Here is a 20,422-nt window from a genome sequence, read left to right as displayed (position 1 = left end):
AAATAATTTAACGGAAAATTAATATATTGGGGGCAAAATATGAAATGGCAAGGTAGAGAAGGAAGTTCAAATGTAAGCAGAGGTTCATCCGGTGGAGGACCGGTTAAAATCGGCGGAGTCGGACTGCTTTTGCTTGTGATTGTGTATTCTTTGTTTGGAGGAAATCCACGCGATATTATCAATGAACAAAACAGAACACAACAAGAACAACAAGTAAATAAATCTGAAAAAGCGAGTAGCAAGGAAGTTGAAGAAGCTGAAAAGATGCTAAGCGTTGTGTTGAAAGACACAGAAGATGTGTGGCACGAAAAATTTTCTGAAATAAACAAATCATACAACGAACCAAAGCTTCATTTCTTTGAGGGAGCAGTGTCAACGGGTTGCGGAAATGCTGACAAAAACGTCGGACCGTTTTATTGTTCGTTGGATCAGACAGTCTACATGGATGTAACTTTCTACAATATGTTGACGAAAAAACTTGGAGCTGACGGTGGAGACTATGCGATGGCTTATGTATTGGCGCACGAAGTTGGCCACCACGTCCAAAAAGAACTGGGAATTTTGGATAGAGTTCACAATATTCAACGTAGATTGAACGAAAAAGACGCCAACAAATATTCTGTAGCATTGGAAATTCAGGCAGATTATTTTGCGGGAGTGTTCAGTTATTATATTAAAGAAAAAGGATATTTGGAAGAAGGAGACATTGAGGAAGCGATAAGTGCAGTCCAAAGTGTCGGCGATGATCACATTCAAAAAATGGGACAAGGATACGTCCAACCGGAAAAATTTACACACGGTTCATCTGAACTAAGAAACGAATGGTTCCAACGAGGATTTAAATACCACGATTTTGAACACGCAGATTCATTCGGTGAAATGGGACTTAGAATTCAATAAACGAAACGCCAGAATTAATTTTCTGGCGTTTTTTTAGATTCGTTGTATTCTTTTTCGTGTTTGTCGATATCATTCAAAAGCATTTTGAAAATCTGATTAAATGATTGGTTGTATTTTTGTAAAGTGGATTTTTGCAAAACTTCACGTGCTTTTTGGAATTGATGATCTTCCACATAGGCTATCGCCAAGTTAAAATAATACAAGCTTTTTGCATAATCTGTTTTTGGTTTGTCTTTTATCTTTTTGAAATTTTGAAATAATTTGTCCAAATTTCCATTTTGTTCGTAATCCAGCATGTATTTTCTGATTTCACCGGCGATTTTTCTATCCATTATCATATTGTGAAGCACTTGAATCAAGATATAACTTAGAAAAAGTGCGAACGTTGTGATTAAAGTAAATGAAATTATAATGAAAATTCTATTAATTCCTGTGAGATTTTGTGTGCAGGCAACGGCGATTGTCTCTATCACAAATGTTAGAATTGCAAGAATTATTAGTTTACTGTTAGATATTTTTATTCTCATAAAACCCTCCGTATTTAAAATATATCCTATTTTTTACTTATTTACAAGCAATATTGAAATATTGTAAGATTTCTATGATAAAAATTATCACGGAGTGATTATAATCACAGTATTTAAAATTGCCTTAACATATACTTAATATAACGTTAAAAATAAGAAAAGGAGATATGTATGAGCAATTTATTCGATAATGAACAATTCAAAAAAGCTTGGGAAGGTTTCAATGATGGAGACTGGGCAGATGAAATCAATGTGAGAGATTTTATTCAACAAAACTACACTCCATACGAAGGGGACGATTCTTTCCTAGTAGGTCCAACACAAAAAACTAAAACTTTGTGGAACGAAGTAAACGATATGATCGTTGAAGAAGTAAAATCTAAGAAAATCAAGGTAGACCTTGAAAGATTCAGCGGAATTAATAATTTCGATGCAGGATATATCGATAAGGACAATGAAGTTGTTTTTGGATTACAAACAGATGAACCTATGAAAAGAATTATGAATCCATATGGTGGTTTCAGAATGGTTGAAAATTCTTTGGAGGCTTATGATTTGGAAATGGATCCAGTTATAAAAGAAAAATTCAACGAATACAGAAAAACACACAACCAAGGAACTTTTGACGCTTACACAAAAGAAATGAGAACTTTCAGATCAGTTGGTTTGTTGACAGGACTTCCTGATGCGTACGGAAGAGGAAGAATTATCGGCGATTACAGAAGAATTGCTTTGTACGGTATCGATTATTTGAAAGCTATGAGAATCAGAGACAAGGAAAACTTGACAGGAGATGCTACTGAAGAAATCATTCGTAGACGTGAAGAATTTTCTGAACAAATCAGAGCTTTCGATGAAATAAAAGACATGGCAATGAGTTACGGATTTGATATTTCAAGACCAGCAATGAATGCGACTGAAGCTGTTCAATGGTTGTATTTTGGATATTTGGCAGCTGTAAAAGAAAACAACGGAGCTGCGATGTCAATCGGAAGAAACACAGCATTCTTAGATATTTATATCAAAAGAGATATGGACAAGGGGATTTTGGATGAAGACCACGCACAAGAATTGGTGGATCAATTAGTTATCAAACTTAGAATGGTTAGACATCTTCGTACTCCTGAATACGATGAATTATTCGCTGGAGATCCTACTTGGGTTACAGAATCAATCGGTGGAATGGGCGTTGATGGAAGAACTTTGGTTACAAAAACTTCATTCAGATTTTTGCACACTTTAATCAATATCGACACATCACCAGAACCAAACATGACAGTATTGTGGTCAGATAATTTGCCACGCGCTTTCAAGGATTTCTGTTCAATGATGAGTATCAAAACAGCTTCCATTCAATACGAAAACGACGATGTAATGCGTGATGTTTACGGAGACGACTACGCAATAGCATGTTGTGTATCTGCAATGCAAGTTGGAAAACAAATGCAATATTTCGGAGCGAGAGCAAACCTTGCAAAAGCACTTTTGTATTCAATCAACGGTGGTGTAGACGAAGTTTACAGAGACAAGAAAACAGGCGATATCGTAACTGTTATCGATGGAATTGAAAGAGACGATTCAGAAATTTTGGATTACGATAAAGTTCTTGAAAATTACAAAAAAGTAATCGATAAACTTGCGAAAGTTTATGTGAATACAATGAACACAATTCACTTCATGCACGACAAATACGCTTATGAAAAAGGACAAATGGCTCTTCACGATCCAGAAGTTCACAGATTCATAGCATTTGGTATCGCAGGAATTGCCATTGCAGCAGATTCATTGTCAGCTATAAAATATGCTAAAGTAAAACCAATCAGAGACGAAAACGGATTGGCTGTCGATTTTGAAGTTGAAGGAGATTTCCCAAGATACGGAAATGACGATGACAGAGCAGATGATTTGGCAATCGCTATAAGCAAATACTTCATAGAATCTTTGAGAAAAACAAAAGCTTACAGAAACGCAGAGCACACTTTGAGTTTGTTGACAATCACATCAAATGTAACTTACGGTAAGAAAACTGGAAGCACACCAGACGGACGTAAAAAAGGCGAACCATTTGCACCAGGAGCAAACCCAATGAATGGAGCAGACAAATCAGGAGCACTTGCTTCATTGAACTCTGTAGCAAAAATGCCTTACAAGAACGTAAATCAAGACGGCATTTCAAATACATTCTCAATCATTCCAAATGCGCTTGGCAAAAACGAAGAAGAAAGAATAACAAACTTGACAAACATCATGAATGGATATTTCAACCAAGACGCTTTCCATTTGAACGTTAACGTAATGGATCGTGAATTGTTGGAAGACGCGATGGAAAATCCAGAAAAATATCCAAACTTAACTATAAGAGTTTCGGGATATGCTGTAAGATTTAACCAATTGGACCGCGAACATCAACTAGATGTAATCAACAGAACATTCCATGAGTTTGTATAAATAAATTTTATTAAGGGCATATTTGTATGCCCTTTTTGACGATGGGAGAAAATTATGGACAATGAAATAAAAGGTTACGTGCATTCTATAGAAACTATGGGACTTGTCGATGGACCGGGAAACAGAACTATATTTTTCTTGCAAGGTTGTCCATTGAAATGCGTTTACTGTCACAATCCAGATTCTAAAAACATACATGGTGGAAAAGAATACACTGTAGATGAAATTATAAAAATAGCGAAAAGATACAAGTCGTATCACGGACAAGAAGGTGGAGTCACGATTTCTGGAGGAGAACCTCTGTTACAGGGAGAATTCTTAAAAGAATTGGTGAAAAGACTCAAACAAGAAGGCTTTAACACTTGCTTGGATACATCAGGTGTTGGCGATAAAAGATACTACTCAGAAATTCTTCCTTATATCGACACAATGCTACTTGATTTCAAAGCTTTCGACTCTAAATTGTACAAACAAATTACATTTATGGAAGACAAAAATTTCCTAGAATTTGTAAATGATTTAGAATCTAATGGATTTTGTGGAAATATTTGGGCTAGACATGTCATGGTTCCTGGATTTACTGATAACTACGAAGAAATGGATAAGTTTGTAGAATCTTTAGATAAAATAAAAAATATGGTTGAAAGAATTGAAATTTTACCATATCATTTAGGTGGAGTATACAAATACGAAAATTTGGGTAGAAAATACTTCCTTGAAAATGTCGAAGCAATGGATAAAAAAACTGCCGAAAAATTTGAAAAATACGTTAATGCACAATTTGCAAAGACTGTAAGCGACAGCAGACGTGATGAGGCTTTGAATTTTCAAGCTAAGAAAATAACAGAGGAGCAATTTGATATGGAAGATGATAAAAAATACTTGTTGGAAGCTATAAAAGATGTGGAGCTTTTCAAAGGAATTGACAATGTCGATTACGATGAAGCTATTAGAAAAATGAAATTTCTTAAACTAAAAGCAGAAGACTACATCTTTAAACCGGGAGATTCTGCCGAAAATATGTATGTAATCCACAAAGGTACGATAAAAGTTTTTCACAATACGATTGATGGAAGAGAACAAATTTTGTATTTGTATCACGAAAATGATTTTGTGGGTGGACATAATATTTTGGAAGATGTGGAATACATCTACATGGGTCAAGCGTTGACAGACTGTGAAGTTATTATGATTCCTAGGGATATTTTCAATAAATATTTGATAAATTCGCCACTTGCTCTCACTAAAATTTTGAAAAAAAGTTTCGAAAGAATTAGACTTGCAGAAGATTTGGTGCAAAGATTATCCACCAGCAATGCAACTATGAAAACTGCGGCGCTTTTATTACGATTAAAAGATACAATGGGCGTGGAAACTAAGGACGGAATAAGACTAGACCTTGCGATGAACAGAGAAGAACTTGGGAATTATTCTGGACTTACAAGAGAAACTATTACTAGAAAATTAGGCGAATTCAAAAAGCTTGGATATATCGATTTGATTGGAACCAAGGTTATTGTGATTAAAAATGTCAAAATATTAGAAGAATTGGTGTTGTAGTTTATTGTAAAAAATTTGGCGTTGTGGTATATTATTATCAGAAATTTTGAAATATATGGAGGATTTTTTATTATGGATTTACCCGGTGAGCCGAGCACGTTAATTATTTTTTCGGTAATTGCAATTGTTGCAGTAGTATACTTTATGTATATGAATGGAGTTGGATATTTTAGGAGCATGTCTGCCTTGTGGTTTTATCAAACACAAGGAATTTTGGAGGACAATATCCACGCAAGTTTGAAAAAAACTAGCGGAAAAGCTACAAAAGTATTCAAAGTCAAAAAAAGTGGATTTTATGATTTTAAGTTGGACAATGAATTGGAAAGCGGCAACGTTACAGTGAGCCTCATAGATTCATTGGGAAACACAGTGTTCGAATTGAACAAGATGAATGGATACTCGTCTGATTATTTGAACGAATCTGAGAAATACCGCTTGGTTTTTAACTACAACAAAGCATGTGGTAAGTTTGAACTTTCATGGAAATAAATGTGGGGAATGAAGTACTCCCTTGTTAATAACTAAAACGCAAAAAATTTGCTGATGACTTCTGTTTTTTACAGATATCATCAGCTTTTTTATTATATAAAGGAGAAATTTTATGTTAAAAAGTATAGCAATTATAATTATTTTGTCCTTGTTGTTAGGAAAATTTTTCAAAAAAATAAAATTGCCACCGATATTGGCATTTTTAATCGTGGGAATAACTCTTGGACCATTCGCGATGAATCTTATCGACAAAAAAATACTGGATATTTCATCTGAAATTAGAACAATCGCACTAGTAATAATCTTGACTCGTGCAGGATTGTCACTGGACATCGATGATTTGAAAAAAATCGGACGACCGGCAGTGTTAATGTGTTTCGTTCCGGCAGTTTTTGAAATGTGCGCTGTGGGAATTTTGGCACCGATATTTTTGAAGGTGGATGTGTTGGACGCATTCATAATCGGATCGATAATCGCTGCAGTGTCTCCTGCAGTTGTCGTTCCACGAATGATACGACTTATAGAAGAAGGATACGGAGATGAGCACAAAATCCCACAACTTATCTTGGCTGGAAGTAGCTGCGACGATGTTTTCTGCATCGTTGTGTTTACATCTTTGACATCTCTCGCGCAAACAGGAGACATCAATGTGTTCAAATTCATCGCCATTCCTTTTTCTATTTTGATTGGAAGTGTCGTGGGAGCTGGAATAGGATTTTTGTTGGTGAAATTTTTCAAAAGATTTCACATGCGTGACACTGTGAAAGTTTTGATTGTGTTGAGTATTTCGTTCTTGCTTTTAGAATTGGAGAAAATCACGCCAATTCCATTTTCGGGACTCATCGCAATAATGGCGATGTCTATGGTTGTGAAGAAGATTTACGAAGATTTGGCGGAAAGATTATCAGAAAAGTACAATAAATTGTGGGTTGGCGCAGAAATATTCTTGTTCGTATTAGTAGGTGCGACTGTGAATGTAAAATACGCGATAAATTCAGGGATTATGGTGGTCGTTTTGGTGATTTGTGCATTGATGATCAGAATGGTGGGCGTGTATGCATCTGTTTTGAAAACAAAACTAACTCCAAAAGAAAGATTATTCTGCATGATAGCCTACACCCCAAAGGCGACAGTTCAAGCAGCCATCGGTGCGATTCCTCTATCAATGGGATTGAAAGTGGGGGACATGGCATTGACTGTAGCTGTTATTTCTATCTTGATTACTGCACCATTTGGAGCGATAATGGTGGATAATTTGTATAAGAAATTGTTGACACGATAAAAATGTTAAGATTTGTCAAATGAGATTTATTTGCAAGGATTAGTGGTATAATTGAAATGAACAAACGGGGTGAATTATGAAAAAGAAACTTGAGATAGCGGGAGTTACGCTGTTGATTGTGGTTGGATTGTGTTTCATTTTCAAGGTTGCGAATGCGAATAAATTTGACAAGCTTAGCTTTAACGCAGATTGCATTTACGTTTACTCAATTGACGATGAAAAGGAAATTTTCTCCAAAAATCCAGACAAGAAAGTGTATCCTGCTTCTTTGACCAAGATGATGACAGTGCATACAGCTATAGGAAAAATTGAAGATTTTGATAAAAAAGCTCCGATAGATAAGAAAAGCTATCAAAAACTTGTCGCACAAAACGCTTCAATGGCAGGTTTTTATGGTAACGAGCCCACTACTTTTGAGGATTTGTTGTATGGAACGATGCTTGCCTCTGCCGGAGAATGTGCAGACAGCTTGGCGATTAATGTAAGTGGTTCCAAGGAAAAATTTGTGGATTTGATGAACGAAAACGCGAAGAGTATGGGCTTGAATAATACGAATTTCAAAAATTCTGAGGGAATGGATGAGGACGATCATTATTCAAGCGCAAAAGACATGGCGTTTTTGTTGAAAAATTCATTGAAAAATGAAAAATTTTACAAGATTTTCACGACCGATAAGTACACTTCCACGAAAACTTTGGATCATCCAAAAGGAATTGAAATCGAAAGTACAGTTCTTGGAAGACTGAAAGATTACGATCAAGATGGTTTCAAAATTATCGGTGGCAAAAGTGGTACCACTGAAAAAGCAGGGCTTTGCTGGGCGACTTTGTCTGAAAAAAATGGCAAGAAATACATCATTATTGTGATGGGTGTTGATTTTGATGATATTAAACATCCTGGAGATGGACAAATCCAAGATACGATTAAGATTTTGAAGAATTTATAAAAATTTATAAGGAGATTACAATGGCTATTTTAGAATTAACATTAGTTCCAATTGGAACACAAACTACAAGTTTATCACAATACGTTGCTAAGGCGTACGACAATGTGAGAAATAAAGAAAATATAAAAGTTGAATTGAATCCAATGGGAACTGTGATGCAAGGAGACATCGACGAATTGTTGAAAGCTGTTCGCAATATGCAAGAATCTGTGTTCAACGAAGGCGTTGACAGAGTGTATTCTGTGATTAAAATTGACGACAGAAGAGACAAGGATGCTTCGTTTGAGCAAAAACTGGATTCTGTAAATAGAAAGTTAAAATAATGAACAAAAAATCTATAAAACTGTATAATTTGATATTTCCAGTCTGGATTGTGTGGCTTTATCCAGTAACTTGGGTTGCGATTGTACCGTTGAATATTTTGGTGGATTTCTTGGTAACTTTGTTGGCTTTGAAATTAATTAAAATCGAAAACCCGATGTCTGTCATCAAAAAATCACTCGCAAAGACTGTGGCACTGGGATTTGTAGCAGATATAATCGCTACGGCTGTTTTGATGATTTTATCATTCGGGATTAATGGAAAGGGAAATAATATTGCAAAATGGTTCTACGATAATATTTCAATTCCGATATTGAACGATTATTACGAAACACCTTGGGGAATTTTAGTCATGATTTTAGCAGTAGTGTTCGCGGGATATTTGGTGTATATATTCAACCGCAAATTTTCATTCAGACACACCGATTTGTCAGAATCTCAAATCAAAAAAGTATCCATGACTTTGTCAATAATAACAGCACCGTATCTGTTTTTGATACCGACGAATGTGTTTTATAATTTGTTTAGCTGATAATTAAAAATTTCAATTAAAAAAACTGTGTGAATTTGACTTCACACAGTTTTGTTTTTATAGATTATTTTTGTGTTCCAGTTTCAACAGGAGTTGTTGCAGTTGGTTTGTCAGTAGAATTGTTTTTAACTTTTTCTACGATGATTGTACCACCGTCGATAACTTTTTCTCCATTTTCACCTACTGTATAATAAGAGTTTTCCAAATCTTTGAATACTTTTGATCCAATAGCGTTAACTCCACCAAATACTTTGATGTTTGCTAATTCTTTGTTGTCTCTTAAGTAAGAAACGATAGAACTTTCGATTGAATTCTTGGATGCAAGTAAGATTGGAGCGTCCAATTTTTGACTTACTGGTGCAGCTACTAATGCGTCTGCGAAGTTTTCTCCACTAGCTACTAATGCAGTTTGAAGTTTGTCTCCGTAAACTTCCTTAGCTACCTTCAATGAACCTTCGTATCTGTTTGATCCAGCGATTCTGTCTACAACAGCTATTTCTGATAATTCTTTTTCTAATTTAGGAGTTATAGTTTTTTCTCCACCGATGATTGTAATTCTAGTTACATTCATTGATTTTAAAACTTTCAAAGTTTCTGCTGGAATGTTGTTCTTTTGAACTAACATAACTGGAGCGTTAACTTTGTTTGCATAGCTTACTCCGTATAATGCGTCAACGTAGATTTCGCCACTTGCGATTACAACTTCTGAAGTTTGTTTTACATTGTCTTTGATTGTTTGAGCGTTTGTTTTGTATCTGTCAGCTCCGTTAATTCTAACAACTTTTGCGTTAGTAGCTGATTTTACAGAATTTACAACTGCGCTTGATACGGATTTTTCTCCACCCAAAACATAAACATTTTCAACGCCCATTGATTTTAATTGGTTTAATGTATCAGCGCTGATGTTGTTTGATTCTGAGAATAATACTGGCATAGTTCCTTTGCTTAGAACTGTTGCACTCAAAGCATCAGGGAATGCTAATTGGTTAACCAAGATAGCTGATTTTGCTGATGAGAATTGATCCTTACTAACGTTAACTGCAGTTTCAACACGGCTACTTCCAGAGTATCTTTGAACGTTTAATTTTGAAGCCATAGATACTGTAGGCAAAACCATAGATGTAGCAAGAGCTGCTACTAATAATTTCTTTTTTAAATTCATAACAAATCTCCTTTATTTATTCTATATCTCAATTATATCATACTTTTATTTTGAAAGAACGCAAGTTGAAAAATTGTAGAAATTCAAATTTGCAATTAAAAAATGCGTATATTATGCGTTATTTTTTATTGATTCTTCGATTTTTTCTGTTATTTCATCTACGTTCTCGTCGTTGTAGCCGTAAAATTTCGCATCGATTTTTTTCTTTTTGAATAATTTTTCCAATTCTTCCATGAAAACGCCCTTGTCATCTGTCATTTCTACGGAATTTACACAGTGAGCAATGTCTTTTATAGCGGAGATTTCTCCTTTGAATTCTTCTGATTTGCAAGTAAGTCCAATTCCACAACTTGGAGAGCCATCAATTCCTATAACTCCCAAAAAGTTTACGCCGTCTTTGATGTAATCGAAGATTTCGTCGACAATTGGATTTAACAATTCACGGCTTGTATTTCTGTAAAAATTATTGTCGAATTGTTCATACACGCTTCCCCAGCGATTGGGCCCGTACATTCTGTTTTCTGGACAAGGAAGTTGAAAAATTCCCACGTTCATTTTCATTAAATTTTTGATCAAACTCAAATTATCTTTTCTGCCAGCATCGTTTTTGACAACCGCAAGTTCGTTCAATAAACAATGTGACACCAAAATTATATTCTTATATTCTTGCATACGCACCTCTGTAAAATAATTATAGCATATTTTTCAGACATTACAATGTATGGTATAATTAATACATTAGTAAACAGGAGGACGTTTATGAAATTAGTAATCAAAAATTTGACTAAAAAATACGACGATAAATTGGTGCTAGACGAAGTAAATTACGAATTCAAAGAAGGAGTCATCACTTCTGTTTTGGGTAGAAATGGAGCCGGAAAGACAACTTTGTTCAACGTCTTATACGATGAGATAGATTTTGATTCGGGAGAATTCTACTTGGAAAACGAAGGTGTAACTGAGAAACTTAAAAAAGAAGATATAGGAATGCTTTTTTCTGAAAATTTCTTGCCGGAATTTCTGACAGGATATGAATACATCAAATTCTATCGTGACATAAATTCTCCAAACGATATAAAAACTGTGGAAGATTACATGGATATGATGGAATTTTCGAAAAAAGATCAAAATAGATTAATCAAAGATTATTCGCACGGAATGAAAAGCAAAATATCTTTGATAACACTTTTCATATCAAGACCGAAAGTTTTGCTATTGGACGAACCATTGACAAGCTTGGACGTTGTAATCAGCACACAAATCAAAAAATTATTGATGGAACTGAAATCACAAGGGCGAATCATTGTGTTGTCGACACACATGTTGGATTTGGCAAAACAAATGAGCGAAGAAATCGTGCTGCTTCATCACAAAAAGTTACAAAAATTGGATTTGGACAAAAACGATGAGAAATTTGACGCAGAACTTTACGACATTTTAAAGGATGATTCAGATGAGTAATTATCTTAAAACTTATTTGAAACTGATTATGAAGATGAAGCTCAATCAGACAGTGTATCAGCTTCGTAAACTCAAAATTTTCAAGAAAATCATACCTGCGGATATTTACGGAAATGACGTACTGAGCTTTGGCTATTCTGCGATTTTCTACATTTCATTTGTACTTAAAACATTATTTTACAAAATTTTGTACTGCGCAGCAGTTTACGGAATAGCAACTATAGCAGCTGCGAAGATTTTCAAAGGAACGATTCAAGAAAATATACTTATATCGCTGTTTTATTTGTCTGTTGTAATCGGAAGTATGATTTCTCAATTTATGTACGTAAGTTTCGATAATAGCGATTCGATTTGTGTCAAAGCATTGAAGCTTGACGCTAAGAAATATACGATTTTACAGGATTATTTGTCAGATATTAGCTTAGTTGTAACAGGAATAATCGTAGCGATATTTTTCGCTATCTTCGATATCAATCCAATGTATGCGCTTAATGTGTGCGCGTTTTGCCTTGGATTTAGAAAATTAATCAAATACATCAATATCTTGGTGTATTCTACAAAAAGCAAAAAACATTTAACCGAAAACTACTTCTGCATGTGTGCAATTTTGCTATTGGGAATGGGGATTTTGGTATTGCATAGCACGAAATCCAAAACCTTTGTAGAAATATTCTACTCAACTTATGCGCTAATTTTCGGGATTGTTGCATACATTATCGGAGCTGTTCTGATTTCAAAAACTGACAAAATCAGAGGCATTGCAAGAATTGAAATCACGAATAAATCCATAATCGACCGCGACAACACATTCAAAGACATCAACACAGTCGGATACCAAATCGACGACGAAAAAATAGCGCAAGAAAACGGGAAAATTTACGATAATTACAACGGAATAGAATACATCAACAAATTATTCCGCTATAGATTCAAACACAAATACAAAAAAATGATTCTAATTCGTTCGGGAATTATTTTAGCAATTGGTGTAATTGGGTTTTTCGTATTAAAAGGACTCACAATCAATCCCAAACCAAGTGATTTGAAGATATTGGTCTCAACATTTCCAATAATCTTGTTGTATTTCGGAATTCAAATAGCAGTGCCAGAATCATTTAACAGATTTATGTTTTTGAATATGGACAGATACTTGATGAAACAAATGATCTACACACACAAACAAAACATCAAGGACACACTAAATTTCAGAATAAAACAAAATTTAAAAGACAACGCACTACAATTTTCGCTATTGTTATTATTGATATTAAGCTGGATGTTTGCAGCCAAAATATTGACAACAAATTTGTTAGTGAATGCTGTAGTTGCAGTCATCATAATATACTTGTATCAATCAGTCAAACAACTCTACATGTATATGCTGCTTCAACCGTTCACAGTCGGACTCAAAAGCAAAAACATAGTCTACTCAATACTCAACACCGTTGAATCACTACTTTTCTGGGCAATAATGTTCCTTCAAATAAAACTAAAATGGAACATCGGATTAGTAGCCTTGGCAATCTGCGTGATTTATACAGTTGTAGGATATTTCTTGGTGTTGGCTAAAGGTGATAAAACATTTAACTTGAAGAAAAGTTAGAAATGAAAATACAATATTAAATTAAAAAACAAGCCGGAAGGCTTGTTTTTTTCATTTTGGTTAGATTTTATTGTGAATTAATAATTACAAATACATTTACATTTCAGTATGAGTATATTTTGATAAAAATATTCTATCATAAAATTTTTTTAAAAACCAGTTGACTTTTTAATTTTTCGGTGATAGTATTACTAATACAGGGACGATATAAAAAGGAGGCGAAACAAAATGCGATTTAAAATAAGTATTGATTTAAATACTTCAAATATCCCAATAGATAAAAACAGGATGATATTATCATTTTTAAAACATTATCTAGAACGAAGCAATAAAGAATTCTATGAAAAAATGTACAAAAAAGGAAATGTAGACAGAAAAAAATCAACTTTCTCGCTTTATTTAAAAAACGCAAAGTTTGAAAATGATTTCATCAATATTCCAGATAAAACCATAATTTTGTATTTTTCAACATCTGATATGATTTTTGGCATTGAATTTTACAATGCTATGGTTGAAGGAAAATCACATCCTTATTTGTACAAAAATATTGAATTAAGTATTAAACAAATTGAAATGATTAAGGAAAAAAATATTATAGACAATGAGGTAGTTTTTAAAACTATGTCACCTTTAGTGATTAGAGATCACGAAGACAACTCAAATACCTGGTACTATGATATTTGCGACCAAAAAGGGAAGGAAATTTTCATAAGAAATTTAAAAAATCAACTTTTAGAAGAGTTACCAGAATCTAAGTATGATGTTGATAATATTGATGTGAGAATTATTTCTAATAAGAAAACAGTAATAAAATACTATGACATTTGGATTCAATCAAATCTTTGCATATTTGATATTAAAGCAAAACCATATATTCTTAATCATTTGCATAAAAGCGGAATAGGATCTTTAAAATCAGCAGGTTTTGGGATGTTGAATTTAATGTAGGAGGTTAGTTTGGGAGAAATAATAACAATAAGATCTGATGATTGGCTAAAAAATGCTGGTATTTGTGGTTTATACAATATATTGGAAAAAGCTGGATATAAAGATCAGATAGAAGTGAGCTCGGATGAAATAAAATTTCCTGTCGAATTGCTAAAAGGATTCTCAGATATGTTTTTTAATTATTTGATAGAAACCTACAAGGATACTTTCTCATTATTCAGAATTATAAACGCAGAAAAATTATTAGACAACTGGATTGAAAATGACTACGGAAAATTTGAGAAAAAGGAACTTGATTTACTTAATTTGCACATTGAAAATTTCAAGAAGTATATAAAAAGTAATAGCTACAAAAGTGCTTATAAATTGATAGGGGGAAATGTAGATCCTGAATTATTAGAAAAAAATCTTCAAAAAATCAAACTAAAGAAAAAAGAAAAGATTTTAGATAGAATAGAAGATATAAAGAGTCAGATAGCTACAATGAAAGAAATAATTAGCTATTTTAAAAGCGATGATGCAATTAAATACATTGGAGCGAAAAATGCGATTTATAACATAATTAGAAATGCATGGGACGGAGTCAGCTTTTTAAATCGTCAATGCAAAAATCCAGAAATGTATGATGAATACCAAGATTATTTTGTTAATCCAGCAATAGAATATATAGAAGACATAGACGAAAATAAAACAAAGTATAAGTATCAATGTTTGGCTTGTTCTTCTAAAATAAAAGACTTGAATTCAGATATTGGTTTCATACGAGAAATGGGATTTGATACAAATAGAAAGACATCTCATGTATGGGATTTTAATAATTATGTAGCTATTTGTCCGATATGTAGATTGGTGTATTCATGTGTACCAGCTGGTATTAATTATGCATTCAATAAAGGAATTTTTATTAACTATTCAATGGACTTGAACGATTTAATTAAAATTAACAAGAAGATAAATTTTGAGATACATGAAAATAGTTACTCAGGAATATCTATTTATAAATCAATACAAGATAACATGAATGAGAATTTAAATGAGAACTCTCAGTATGAACTATCAGATGTTCAAGTGGTTAGGTTTTATAGAGATGTAGATAAAGACTCTATAAAATATTACTTCAGCATAATTAACAAAGTTGTAGTGGAGACGATATCCAGTTGCAAAACTGAATTGAACACGATAAAACAAGGGAAATATAGCGAAAATTCTAATGATAAGTATATCTACAATGATGTAATGGAAAAGTTATTAAATAATCAAAATCAATTCCTGTTAGTACAAAAATTACTTCATTACAAGCTATCAATGCCTGATAGCACATATTATAAGGCGGGTATTGTTTCAAGTATATTAAAAATTAATATTAAATATTTAGAGGAGGCAGGTTACGTGAAAAAACTAGAAAATAATTTAGTTGACGAAGCTAGAATTGCTGGGCACTATCTTCAAAAAGCATACAATATTTCAGGAAAAGGTAAAGTGGAAATTGACGAAGTATTACAACAAGAATCTAGTGAAAATGAAGATAATAAAAAGAATAATAATTTAGCATATAATAAAAAGCTTAACGGCATAGCTTACAGAATGTTAAATGCACTTAAAACTAATAACAAGCATTCTTTTATGGATACGTTGATTAATGCTTATATGTATGTTGGTAAAAGTATCCCAAAAATATTTGCTGAAAATTTGGAAGATGATTTAGTATTTAAAAATATTGGATATGCTTTTATTACTGGAATGATAGGCTATATAAAAGAAGAAAGCAAAGATAAAGAAGAAAATAAATAGGAGGATACAAATGAGTAAATTAAAACCAAAAGGATTAACACTAACAATAATATTTGAGGCTGAAAGTGCTAATTATGGAGAATCAATTGGAAATGTGGCATCATTAAAGAAAGTTGCGAGAAATAACGGGGAACAATATTCATACATTTCTAGACAAGCCATTAGATATAATATTGTTGAGCAATTAGGAGAAGACTTAGCCCCAGTAAGTGCTGAAGGAAAAGGTGAAAAAAAGGTTGTACAATTTAGTAAGGATGCAACTATTGAGAAATATCCTGAAATAGACTTTTTTGGATATTTAAAAACAGAAAAAAATACTGGCGGTAAAAAGAGAAGCGCTAAAGTTAGGTTATCAAATGCAACATCATTAGAAACATACAAGGGAGATTTGGATTTTCTAACTAACAAGGGTTTAGCAGATAGATTATCTGAAAACATGAATTTAGCGCAATCTGAAATCCATAAATCATTATATAAATATACTATCACTTGTGATTTGGACCAAATTGGGATAGATGAAGTCTATGATATTAATCTTCCAAAAGAAGAAAAAGCACGAAGAGTAAATAAACTATTGGATACAGTATCTATGCTTTACAGAGATATAAGGGGAAGAAGGGAAGACTTAAAACCATTATTCGTTATTGGTGGTGTTTATAATACTAAAAATCCATTTTTCCATAATTTGGTAGATGTAAAAGATAAAAACATTGATGTTGAAGCAATAAGAGAAGCAATGCCAGAAAGCGTAGAAAAAGAAACTTATTGTGCGGTTTTATCAAAGAAATTCGAAAATGATTCACAAATAAAAAACGAATTGAATACTATATCAATGTCTGAATTCTTTAAGGTTATTAAAGATAAGGTTAATGAATATTATGAAGGCTGTTAAACTACATTTATCTCAAGATTTAGTAAATTATAGAAAACCAATGAGTTTTCAAATAAAAGAAACTTATCCTCTTCCGCCTTATTCTACGATAATTGGAATGGTTCATAATATGTGCAGATACTCTCAATACCAACATATGAATATAAGTGTTCAAGGTAAGTATGTTTCTAAGGTTAATGACTTGTACACAAGATATGAGTTCAAAAATGGATACAAATTTGAAGCGTCAAGACACCAAATAAACGTTGATGGATTTGGTGTAGGAAGAGGTATATCTACAACTGAGTTGCTTTCACAAGTAGAACTAGTTATTCACGTAATGCCAAAAAATCAAGATCAAGTAACAGAAATTTATGAAGCATTTAAAAGACCATGGGAGTATCCATCTTTAGGAAGAAGAGAGGACTTAGTAATAATAGATGATGTAAAAATTGTTGAAGTCAAAGAATGCGATGTAGAGAGAAGTGTGTATTTGGATAAAGATATGTATGCATATATTCCTTTAAAATTTTCTGAAAGCAGTAAAGATTTTGATTCGGATAAGTATAACTATTTGAATAATTCGATCTACAGATCAAAAGCAAAATCAGGAGTTCCTCATAGAGGTACAAAATATATCTTGAACAAAGATTACGAGAGCGTAGATTACGGAAACAAAAAGAATCCTAAAAAATTTAGAATATGGAATAAAATAGAAGTGCTGTACACATCCCATATTTATGCAGATTCTGATTTTGAGATTTTAATGGATGATACGGGAGATTTGGTGTTTTTTGCATAAAAGGAGAATTGAATGCATCATAACAGATATTTGGCAAAATCAAATCCAGAAGAAACCATACAACAACATACAGATAATCTTTTAAAACAATTGGAAATTTTAAAATCGATATATCCTAATATAAATGTTAATTTTGATTTGTTGTATTACGCTTGTTTATATCATGACTTGGGTAAAATTTCTATAAGCTTCCAGAAAAAAGTAGACAAAAATTTATCTGATAGTATAACGAATAATGAAGAATTTCCACACGGAGTACTAAGTACATTATTTATTGATACTAAAAAACTCAGAAAACTAGGTTTTTCTTCGGAAGAAGTTTCATTGCTTTATCAAAGTGTATATTATCATCACCATCGAAAATCTTTGGATAATGTAAATAAAAGTAAAGTTACAAATCAAATTGATAGTTTAAAATTAGAACTAGAAAATTTCCGTTACGATAAACTTGACGATATTAAATTAGTGGAATTTAAGGAAAGATTATTAGATAATAGCACAATTGAAGATCAGACAAAGTTTCTGAAAAAGTATATTATCCTTAAAGGGTTACTAAATCGATTAGATTATGCAGCAAGTGCACACATAAAAGTTGAAAATAAAAATGATTTTTTGGAAGAATATCTTGAACTTTTTATGGAAAAATTAAAGAAAAAAGAAATTGAAAAAGGAAATCCAGAACCCAAATGGAATGATTTGCAACTTTTTATGAAAGAGAATAGCAATGAAAACTTAGTGATAATAGCACAAACAGGAATGGGAAAAACAGAAGGTTCATTGTTATGGATTGGTAATAATAAGGGTTTTTTTACATTACCGATAAGAACAGCAAACAATGCTATATATAATCGTCTTAAATTCGATATATTAAATGGAGAAAAAATTAATGAAAGGATAGCGCTGCTTCATGGAGATACCAAATCTTTTTATTACAATAACTCTTCAGAAAACGAGACAACCGCAGATATAGAAGGTTACTTTACAAAAACTAGGCAGCTGTCATTGCCAATAACTGTAAGTACTTTGGATCAATTATTCACGATAGTATTTAAATATAGAAATTACGAAAGTGTACTTGCGACATTGTCCTATTCAAAAGTTGTAATCGATGAAATACAAATGTATGGACCTGAGTTGATAGGTTATTTAATTGCAGGGCTTATGATGATTCAAAATATCGGGGGAAAGTTTGCTATAGTAACGGCAACTTTTCCTGGATTTTTGAAGCAATTAATGAATGAATATGGATTGAAATACAAAATGAGTCCGGCTCCATTTGTTGATAAAGGTAAAATTAGACACAGCGTTAAATGGATTGAAGAGAAAATAAACTCTGATTTTATTGAACAAAAATATTATGATAATAGAATTTTGGTAATTTGTAATACGGTAAAAGAATGTCAAAGCTTGTATACAGAATTGAAGGATAGAGAAATTCCTGTAAATATGTTTCATTCGAAATTTATCAAAAAAGACAGAGAGAAAAAAGAAGCAGACATATTAGAATTTGGTAAGCTATTTAAAAACGGAAAAAGAAATACTGATGTAGGGATATGGATAACAACATCGGTAGCAGAAGCATCATTGGATATTGATTTTGACATCTTAATAACTGAATTATCCGATGTTAATAGCCTGTTTCAAAGGTTTGGAAGGTGTTACAGAAAACGAGAATGGTCAGATGAAGGATATAATTGCTACGTGTTTGATGGAGGAGAAAAGAAATGTTCAGGAGTCTCAAGTGTTATAGATGAGGAAATTTTTAACATTTCTAAGCAAAATCTAAGACGATTTTTTGCTTCTCATTCTTCTAAAATCACTGAAGAAGAAAAAATGAAATTGGTAGAATCTATCTATTCTTATAAAAATATTAAGAATACAAAATATTATAAAACAATAACTCATTTTATTGACAAACCAGAACTATATCTTCCAGCTGAAACAGACAAAAAAGAAGCTCAACAAAATTTTAGAGAAATAGCATCTGTAACTGTAATGCCTAAAACAGTATATGACGAAAACAAAGAAGAGATTCTCAACTGTTTAGAGGAATTAAATGATTTCAAGAATAATATTTCAAAGAGAGTTATCGCACGACAAAATATTTACAAATACACATTAACATTAGGTTATGAAGAATTTGCTAATGTTTATAAGCATAGTATCACAAATATTATTGAATTAAGTAGTTATGAAAAAATTCAAGTTGTAGATTGTAATTATAGTTATGATTTTGGAATTTCGGCAGCACAACCTAATTCAGGAGGAATATTTATATGACAGAAGATAAGGTTACTGGGCTCATGATTTACTATTATTTTGTTTGCAAAAGGAAGTTGTGGTATTCTTGCCAAAACATATCTATGGAATCGGAGAACGAGAATGTTTCTGTTGGTAAATTTGTAGATGAATCTTCTTATATAAAAAACAGAAAACACATTATGATTAATAACGAGATTAACTTGGATTTTATCGAGAATTCAAATACTATTCACGAGATTAAGAAAAGTAGAAAGATTGAGAAGGCTTCGATTTGGCAAGTCAAATATTATTTGTATTATTTGAAAAAACGTAATATCGATAATTTGAATGCGAAAATAGATTATCCTCTTTTGAGGAAAACGGTGGAAGTTGAATTATCCAAAGAGGATGAGATTATTTTAGATAAATCTATCGAGGAAATAAAAAGGATAGTTTCGTGTGAATTTCCGCCTGAATTTGAAGTTAAGAATATTTGTAAGAGTTGCGCATTTGAAGATTTGTGCAAAATATAGGAGAT

General features: G+C 32.5%; 19 protein-coding genes and 1 riboswitch. Of the genes, 16 read left to right on the top strand and 3 right to left on the bottom strand.

What is annotated here, in order from left to right:
- Positions 1–39 precede the first annotated feature (39 nt).
- A complete protein-coding gene (locus B9N53_RS07700) occupies positions 40–900 on the top strand; it encodes a neutral zinc metallopeptidase (RefSeq protein WP_094204413.1) in 861 nt (286 codons plus the stop codon).
- Between the two features lie 14 nt (positions 901–914).
- On the opposite strand, the gene B9N53_RS07695 is transcribed toward B9N53_RS07700, so the two are convergent.
- Positions 915–1,427 carry a hypothetical protein gene (locus tag B9N53_RS07695; RefSeq protein WP_094204412.1) on the bottom strand — a complete coding sequence of 171 codons (513 nt, stop codon included), beginning with the start codon at positions 1,425–1,427 and terminating at the stop codon, positions 915–917.
- A gap of 171 nt (positions 1,428–1,598) precedes the next feature.
- Between B9N53_RS07695 and pflB the strand changes: the two genes are divergently transcribed.
- From pflB to B9N53_RS07660, 7 genes are all read left to right on the top strand, one after another.
- A complete protein-coding gene (gene pflB / locus B9N53_RS07690) occupies positions 1,599–3,875 on the top strand; it encodes a formate C-acetyltransferase (protein ID WP_094204411.1) in 2,277 nt (758 codons plus the stop codon).
- 54 nt (positions 3,876–3,929) lie between these two features.
- Entirely contained in the window at positions 3,930–5,435 is a 1,506-nt protein-coding gene (pflA, locus tag B9N53_RS07685; protein WP_094204410.1) for a pyruvate formate-lyase-activating protein, read from the top strand.
- A 72-nt stretch (positions 5,436–5,507) separates the two neighbouring features.
- Positions 5,508–5,924, top strand: coding sequence for a hypothetical protein (locus B9N53_RS07680; RefSeq protein ID WP_094204409.1), 417 nt, complete (start codon positions 5,508–5,510; stop codon positions 5,922–5,924).
- Positions 5,921–5,995, top strand: a riboswitch (Fluoride riboswitch). Its footprint overlaps the gene before it by 4 nt.
- A 41-nt stretch (positions 5,996–6,036) precedes the next feature.
- Positions 6,037–7,206, top strand: coding sequence for a cation:proton antiporter (locus B9N53_RS07675; RefSeq protein ID WP_094204408.1), 1,170 nt, complete (start codon positions 6,037–6,039; stop codon positions 7,204–7,206).
- Between the two features lie 76 nt (positions 7,207–7,282).
- Positions 7,283–8,152, top strand: coding sequence for a D-alanyl-D-alanine carboxypeptidase family protein (locus B9N53_RS07670; RefSeq protein ID WP_094204407.1), 870 nt, complete (start codon positions 7,283–7,285; stop codon positions 8,150–8,152).
- Between the two features lie 20 nt (positions 8,153–8,172).
- Positions 8,173–8,475: an MTH1187 family thiamine-binding protein gene (locus B9N53_RS07665; RefSeq protein WP_094204406.1), complete on the top strand. Its 303-nt coding sequence runs from the start codon at positions 8,173–8,175 to the stop codon at positions 8,473–8,475.
- Entirely contained in the window at positions 8,475–9,005 is a 531-nt protein-coding gene (locus tag B9N53_RS07660) for a hypothetical protein (RefSeq protein ID WP_094204405.1), read from the top strand. The genes B9N53_RS07665 and B9N53_RS07660 overlap by 1 nt, the downstream gene beginning before the upstream one ends.
- 64 nt (positions 9,006–9,069) lie before the next feature.
- Here B9N53_RS07660 and B9N53_RS07655 read toward each other — a convergent pair whose 3' ends face one another.
- Both B9N53_RS07655 and B9N53_RS07650 read right to left on the bottom strand, forming a co-directional pair.
- Positions 9,070–10,167 (bottom strand): cell wall-binding repeat-containing protein, encoded by a 1,098-nt coding sequence (locus B9N53_RS07655; RefSeq protein ID WP_094204404.1) that lies wholly within the window; start codon positions 10,165–10,167, stop codon positions 9,070–9,072.
- Between the two features lie 111 nt (positions 10,168–10,278).
- Positions 10,279–10,839 (bottom strand): CD3072 family TudS-related putative desulfidase, encoded by a 561-nt coding sequence (locus B9N53_RS07650; RefSeq protein ID WP_094204403.1) that lies wholly within the window; start codon positions 10,837–10,839, stop codon positions 10,279–10,281.
- Positions 10,840–10,926: 87 nt separating this feature from the next.
- Between B9N53_RS07650 and B9N53_RS07645 the strand changes: the two genes are divergently transcribed.
- The 8 genes from B9N53_RS07645 (at position 10,927) to B9N53_RS07610 (ending at position 20,417) form a co-directional block, all read left to right on the top strand.
- Positions 10,927–11,628 carry an ATP-binding cassette domain-containing protein gene (locus tag B9N53_RS07645; protein WP_094204402.1) on the top strand — a complete coding sequence of 234 codons (702 nt, stop codon included), beginning with the start codon at positions 10,927–10,929 and terminating at the stop codon, positions 11,626–11,628.
- Complete coding sequence (locus B9N53_RS07640; protein WP_094204401.1) at positions 11,621–13,231, top strand: hypothetical protein; 1,611 nt, start codon at positions 11,621–11,623, stop codon at positions 13,229–13,231. Before B9N53_RS07645 ends, B9N53_RS07640 begins: the two co-directional genes overlap by 8 nt.
- Positions 13,232–13,459: 228 nt before the next feature.
- The gene (gene cas6 / locus B9N53_RS07635) at positions 13,460–14,179 is read left to right on the top strand and encodes a CRISPR-associated endoribonuclease Cas6 (protein ID WP_094204400.1); all 720 of its coding nucleotides are present in this window, start codon (positions 13,460–13,462) and stop codon (positions 14,177–14,179) included.
- Between the two features lie 9 nt (positions 14,180–14,188).
- Positions 14,189–15,970 carry a type I-B CRISPR-associated protein Cas8b1/Cst1 gene (cas8a1, locus tag B9N53_RS07630; protein WP_094204399.1) on the top strand — a complete coding sequence of 594 codons (1,782 nt, stop codon included), beginning with the start codon at positions 14,189–14,191 and terminating at the stop codon, positions 15,968–15,970.
- A 10-nt stretch (positions 15,971–15,980) separates the two neighbouring features.
- Positions 15,981–16,862, top strand: a complete 882-nt coding sequence (gene cas7i / locus B9N53_RS07625; protein WP_094204398.1) for a type I-B CRISPR-associated protein Cas7/Cst2/DevR — start codon at positions 15,981–15,983, stop codon at positions 16,860–16,862.
- Positions 16,840–17,643: a CRISPR-associated protein Cas5 gene (gene cas5 / locus B9N53_RS07620; protein ID WP_242432451.1), complete on the top strand. Its 804-nt coding sequence runs from the start codon at positions 16,840–16,842 to the stop codon at positions 17,641–17,643. The genes cas7i and cas5 overlap by 23 nt, the downstream gene beginning before the upstream one ends.
- A 12-nt stretch (positions 17,644–17,655) precedes the next feature.
- Positions 17,656–19,923, top strand: coding sequence for a CRISPR-associated helicase/endonuclease Cas3 (locus B9N53_RS07615; RefSeq protein WP_094204397.1), 2,268 nt, complete (start codon positions 17,656–17,658; stop codon positions 19,921–19,923).
- Positions 19,920–20,417, top strand: a complete 498-nt coding sequence (locus B9N53_RS07610; protein ID WP_094204396.1) for a CRISPR-associated protein Cas4 — start codon at positions 19,920–19,922, stop codon at positions 20,415–20,417. Before B9N53_RS07615 ends, B9N53_RS07610 begins: the two co-directional genes overlap by 4 nt.
- Positions 20,418–20,422: the final 5 nt, after the last annotated feature.

It is taken from the genome of Finegoldia magna (assembly GCF_002243175.1).
Classification (GTDB): Bacteria; Bacillota; Clostridia; order Tissierellales; family Peptoniphilaceae; genus Finegoldia; species Finegoldia magna_J.
This window is presented reverse-complemented; position numbering and strand designations above follow the sequence as displayed.

Bases quoted from the DNA above. Each gene is read 5' to 3' on its own strand.
- B9N53_RS07700 (WP_094204413.1), top strand. From the start codon at position 40: ATGAAATGGCAAGGTAGAGAAGGAAGTTCAAATGTAAGCAGAGGTTCA.
- B9N53_RS07695 (WP_094204412.1), bottom strand. From the start codon at position 1,427: ATGAGAATAAAAATATCTAACAGTAAACTAATAATTCTTGCAATTCTA.
- pflB (WP_094204411.1), top strand. From the start codon at position 1,599: ATGAGCAATTTATTCGATAATGAACAATTCAAAAAAGCTTGGGAAGGT.
- pflA (WP_094204410.1), top strand. From the start codon at position 3,930: ATGGACAATGAAATAAAAGGTTACGTGCATTCTATAGAAACTATGGGA.
- B9N53_RS07680 (WP_094204409.1), top strand. From the start codon at position 5,508: ATGGATTTACCCGGTGAGCCGAGCACGTTAATTATTTTTTCGGTAATT.
- B9N53_RS07675 (WP_094204408.1), top strand. From the start codon at position 6,037: ATGTTAAAAAGTATAGCAATTATAATTATTTTGTCCTTGTTGTTAGGA.
- B9N53_RS07670 (WP_094204407.1), top strand. From the start codon at position 7,283: ATGAAAAAGAAACTTGAGATAGCGGGAGTTACGCTGTTGATTGTGGTT.
- B9N53_RS07665 (WP_094204406.1), top strand. From the start codon at position 8,173: ATGGCTATTTTAGAATTAACATTAGTTCCAATTGGAACACAAACTACA.
- B9N53_RS07660 (WP_094204405.1), top strand. From the start codon at position 8,475: ATGAACAAAAAATCTATAAAACTGTATAATTTGATATTTCCAGTCTGG.
- B9N53_RS07655 (WP_094204404.1), bottom strand. From the start codon at position 10,167: ATGAATTTAAAAAAGAAATTATTAGTAGCAGCTCTTGCTACATCTATG.
- B9N53_RS07650 (WP_094204403.1), bottom strand. From the start codon at position 10,839: ATGCAAGAATATAAGAATATAATTTTGGTGTCACATTGTTTATTGAAC.
- B9N53_RS07645 (WP_094204402.1), top strand. From the start codon at position 10,927: ATGAAATTAGTAATCAAAAATTTGACTAAAAAATACGACGATAAATTG.
- B9N53_RS07640 (WP_094204401.1), top strand. From the start codon at position 11,621: ATGAGTAATTATCTTAAAACTTATTTGAAACTGATTATGAAGATGAAG.
- cas6 (WP_094204400.1), top strand. From the start codon at position 13,460: ATGCGATTTAAAATAAGTATTGATTTAAATACTTCAAATATCCCAATA.
- cas7i (WP_094204398.1), top strand. From the start codon at position 15,981: ATGAGTAAATTAAAACCAAAAGGATTAACACTAACAATAATATTTGAG.
- cas5 (WP_242432451.1), top strand. From the start codon at position 16,840: ATGAATATTATGAAGGCTGTTAAACTACATTTATCTCAAGATTTAGTA.
- B9N53_RS07615 (WP_094204397.1), top strand. From the start codon at position 17,656: ATGCATCATAACAGATATTTGGCAAAATCAAATCCAGAAGAAACCATA.
- B9N53_RS07610 (WP_094204396.1), top strand. From the start codon at position 19,920: ATGACAGAAGATAAGGTTACTGGGCTCATGATTTACTATTATTTTGTT.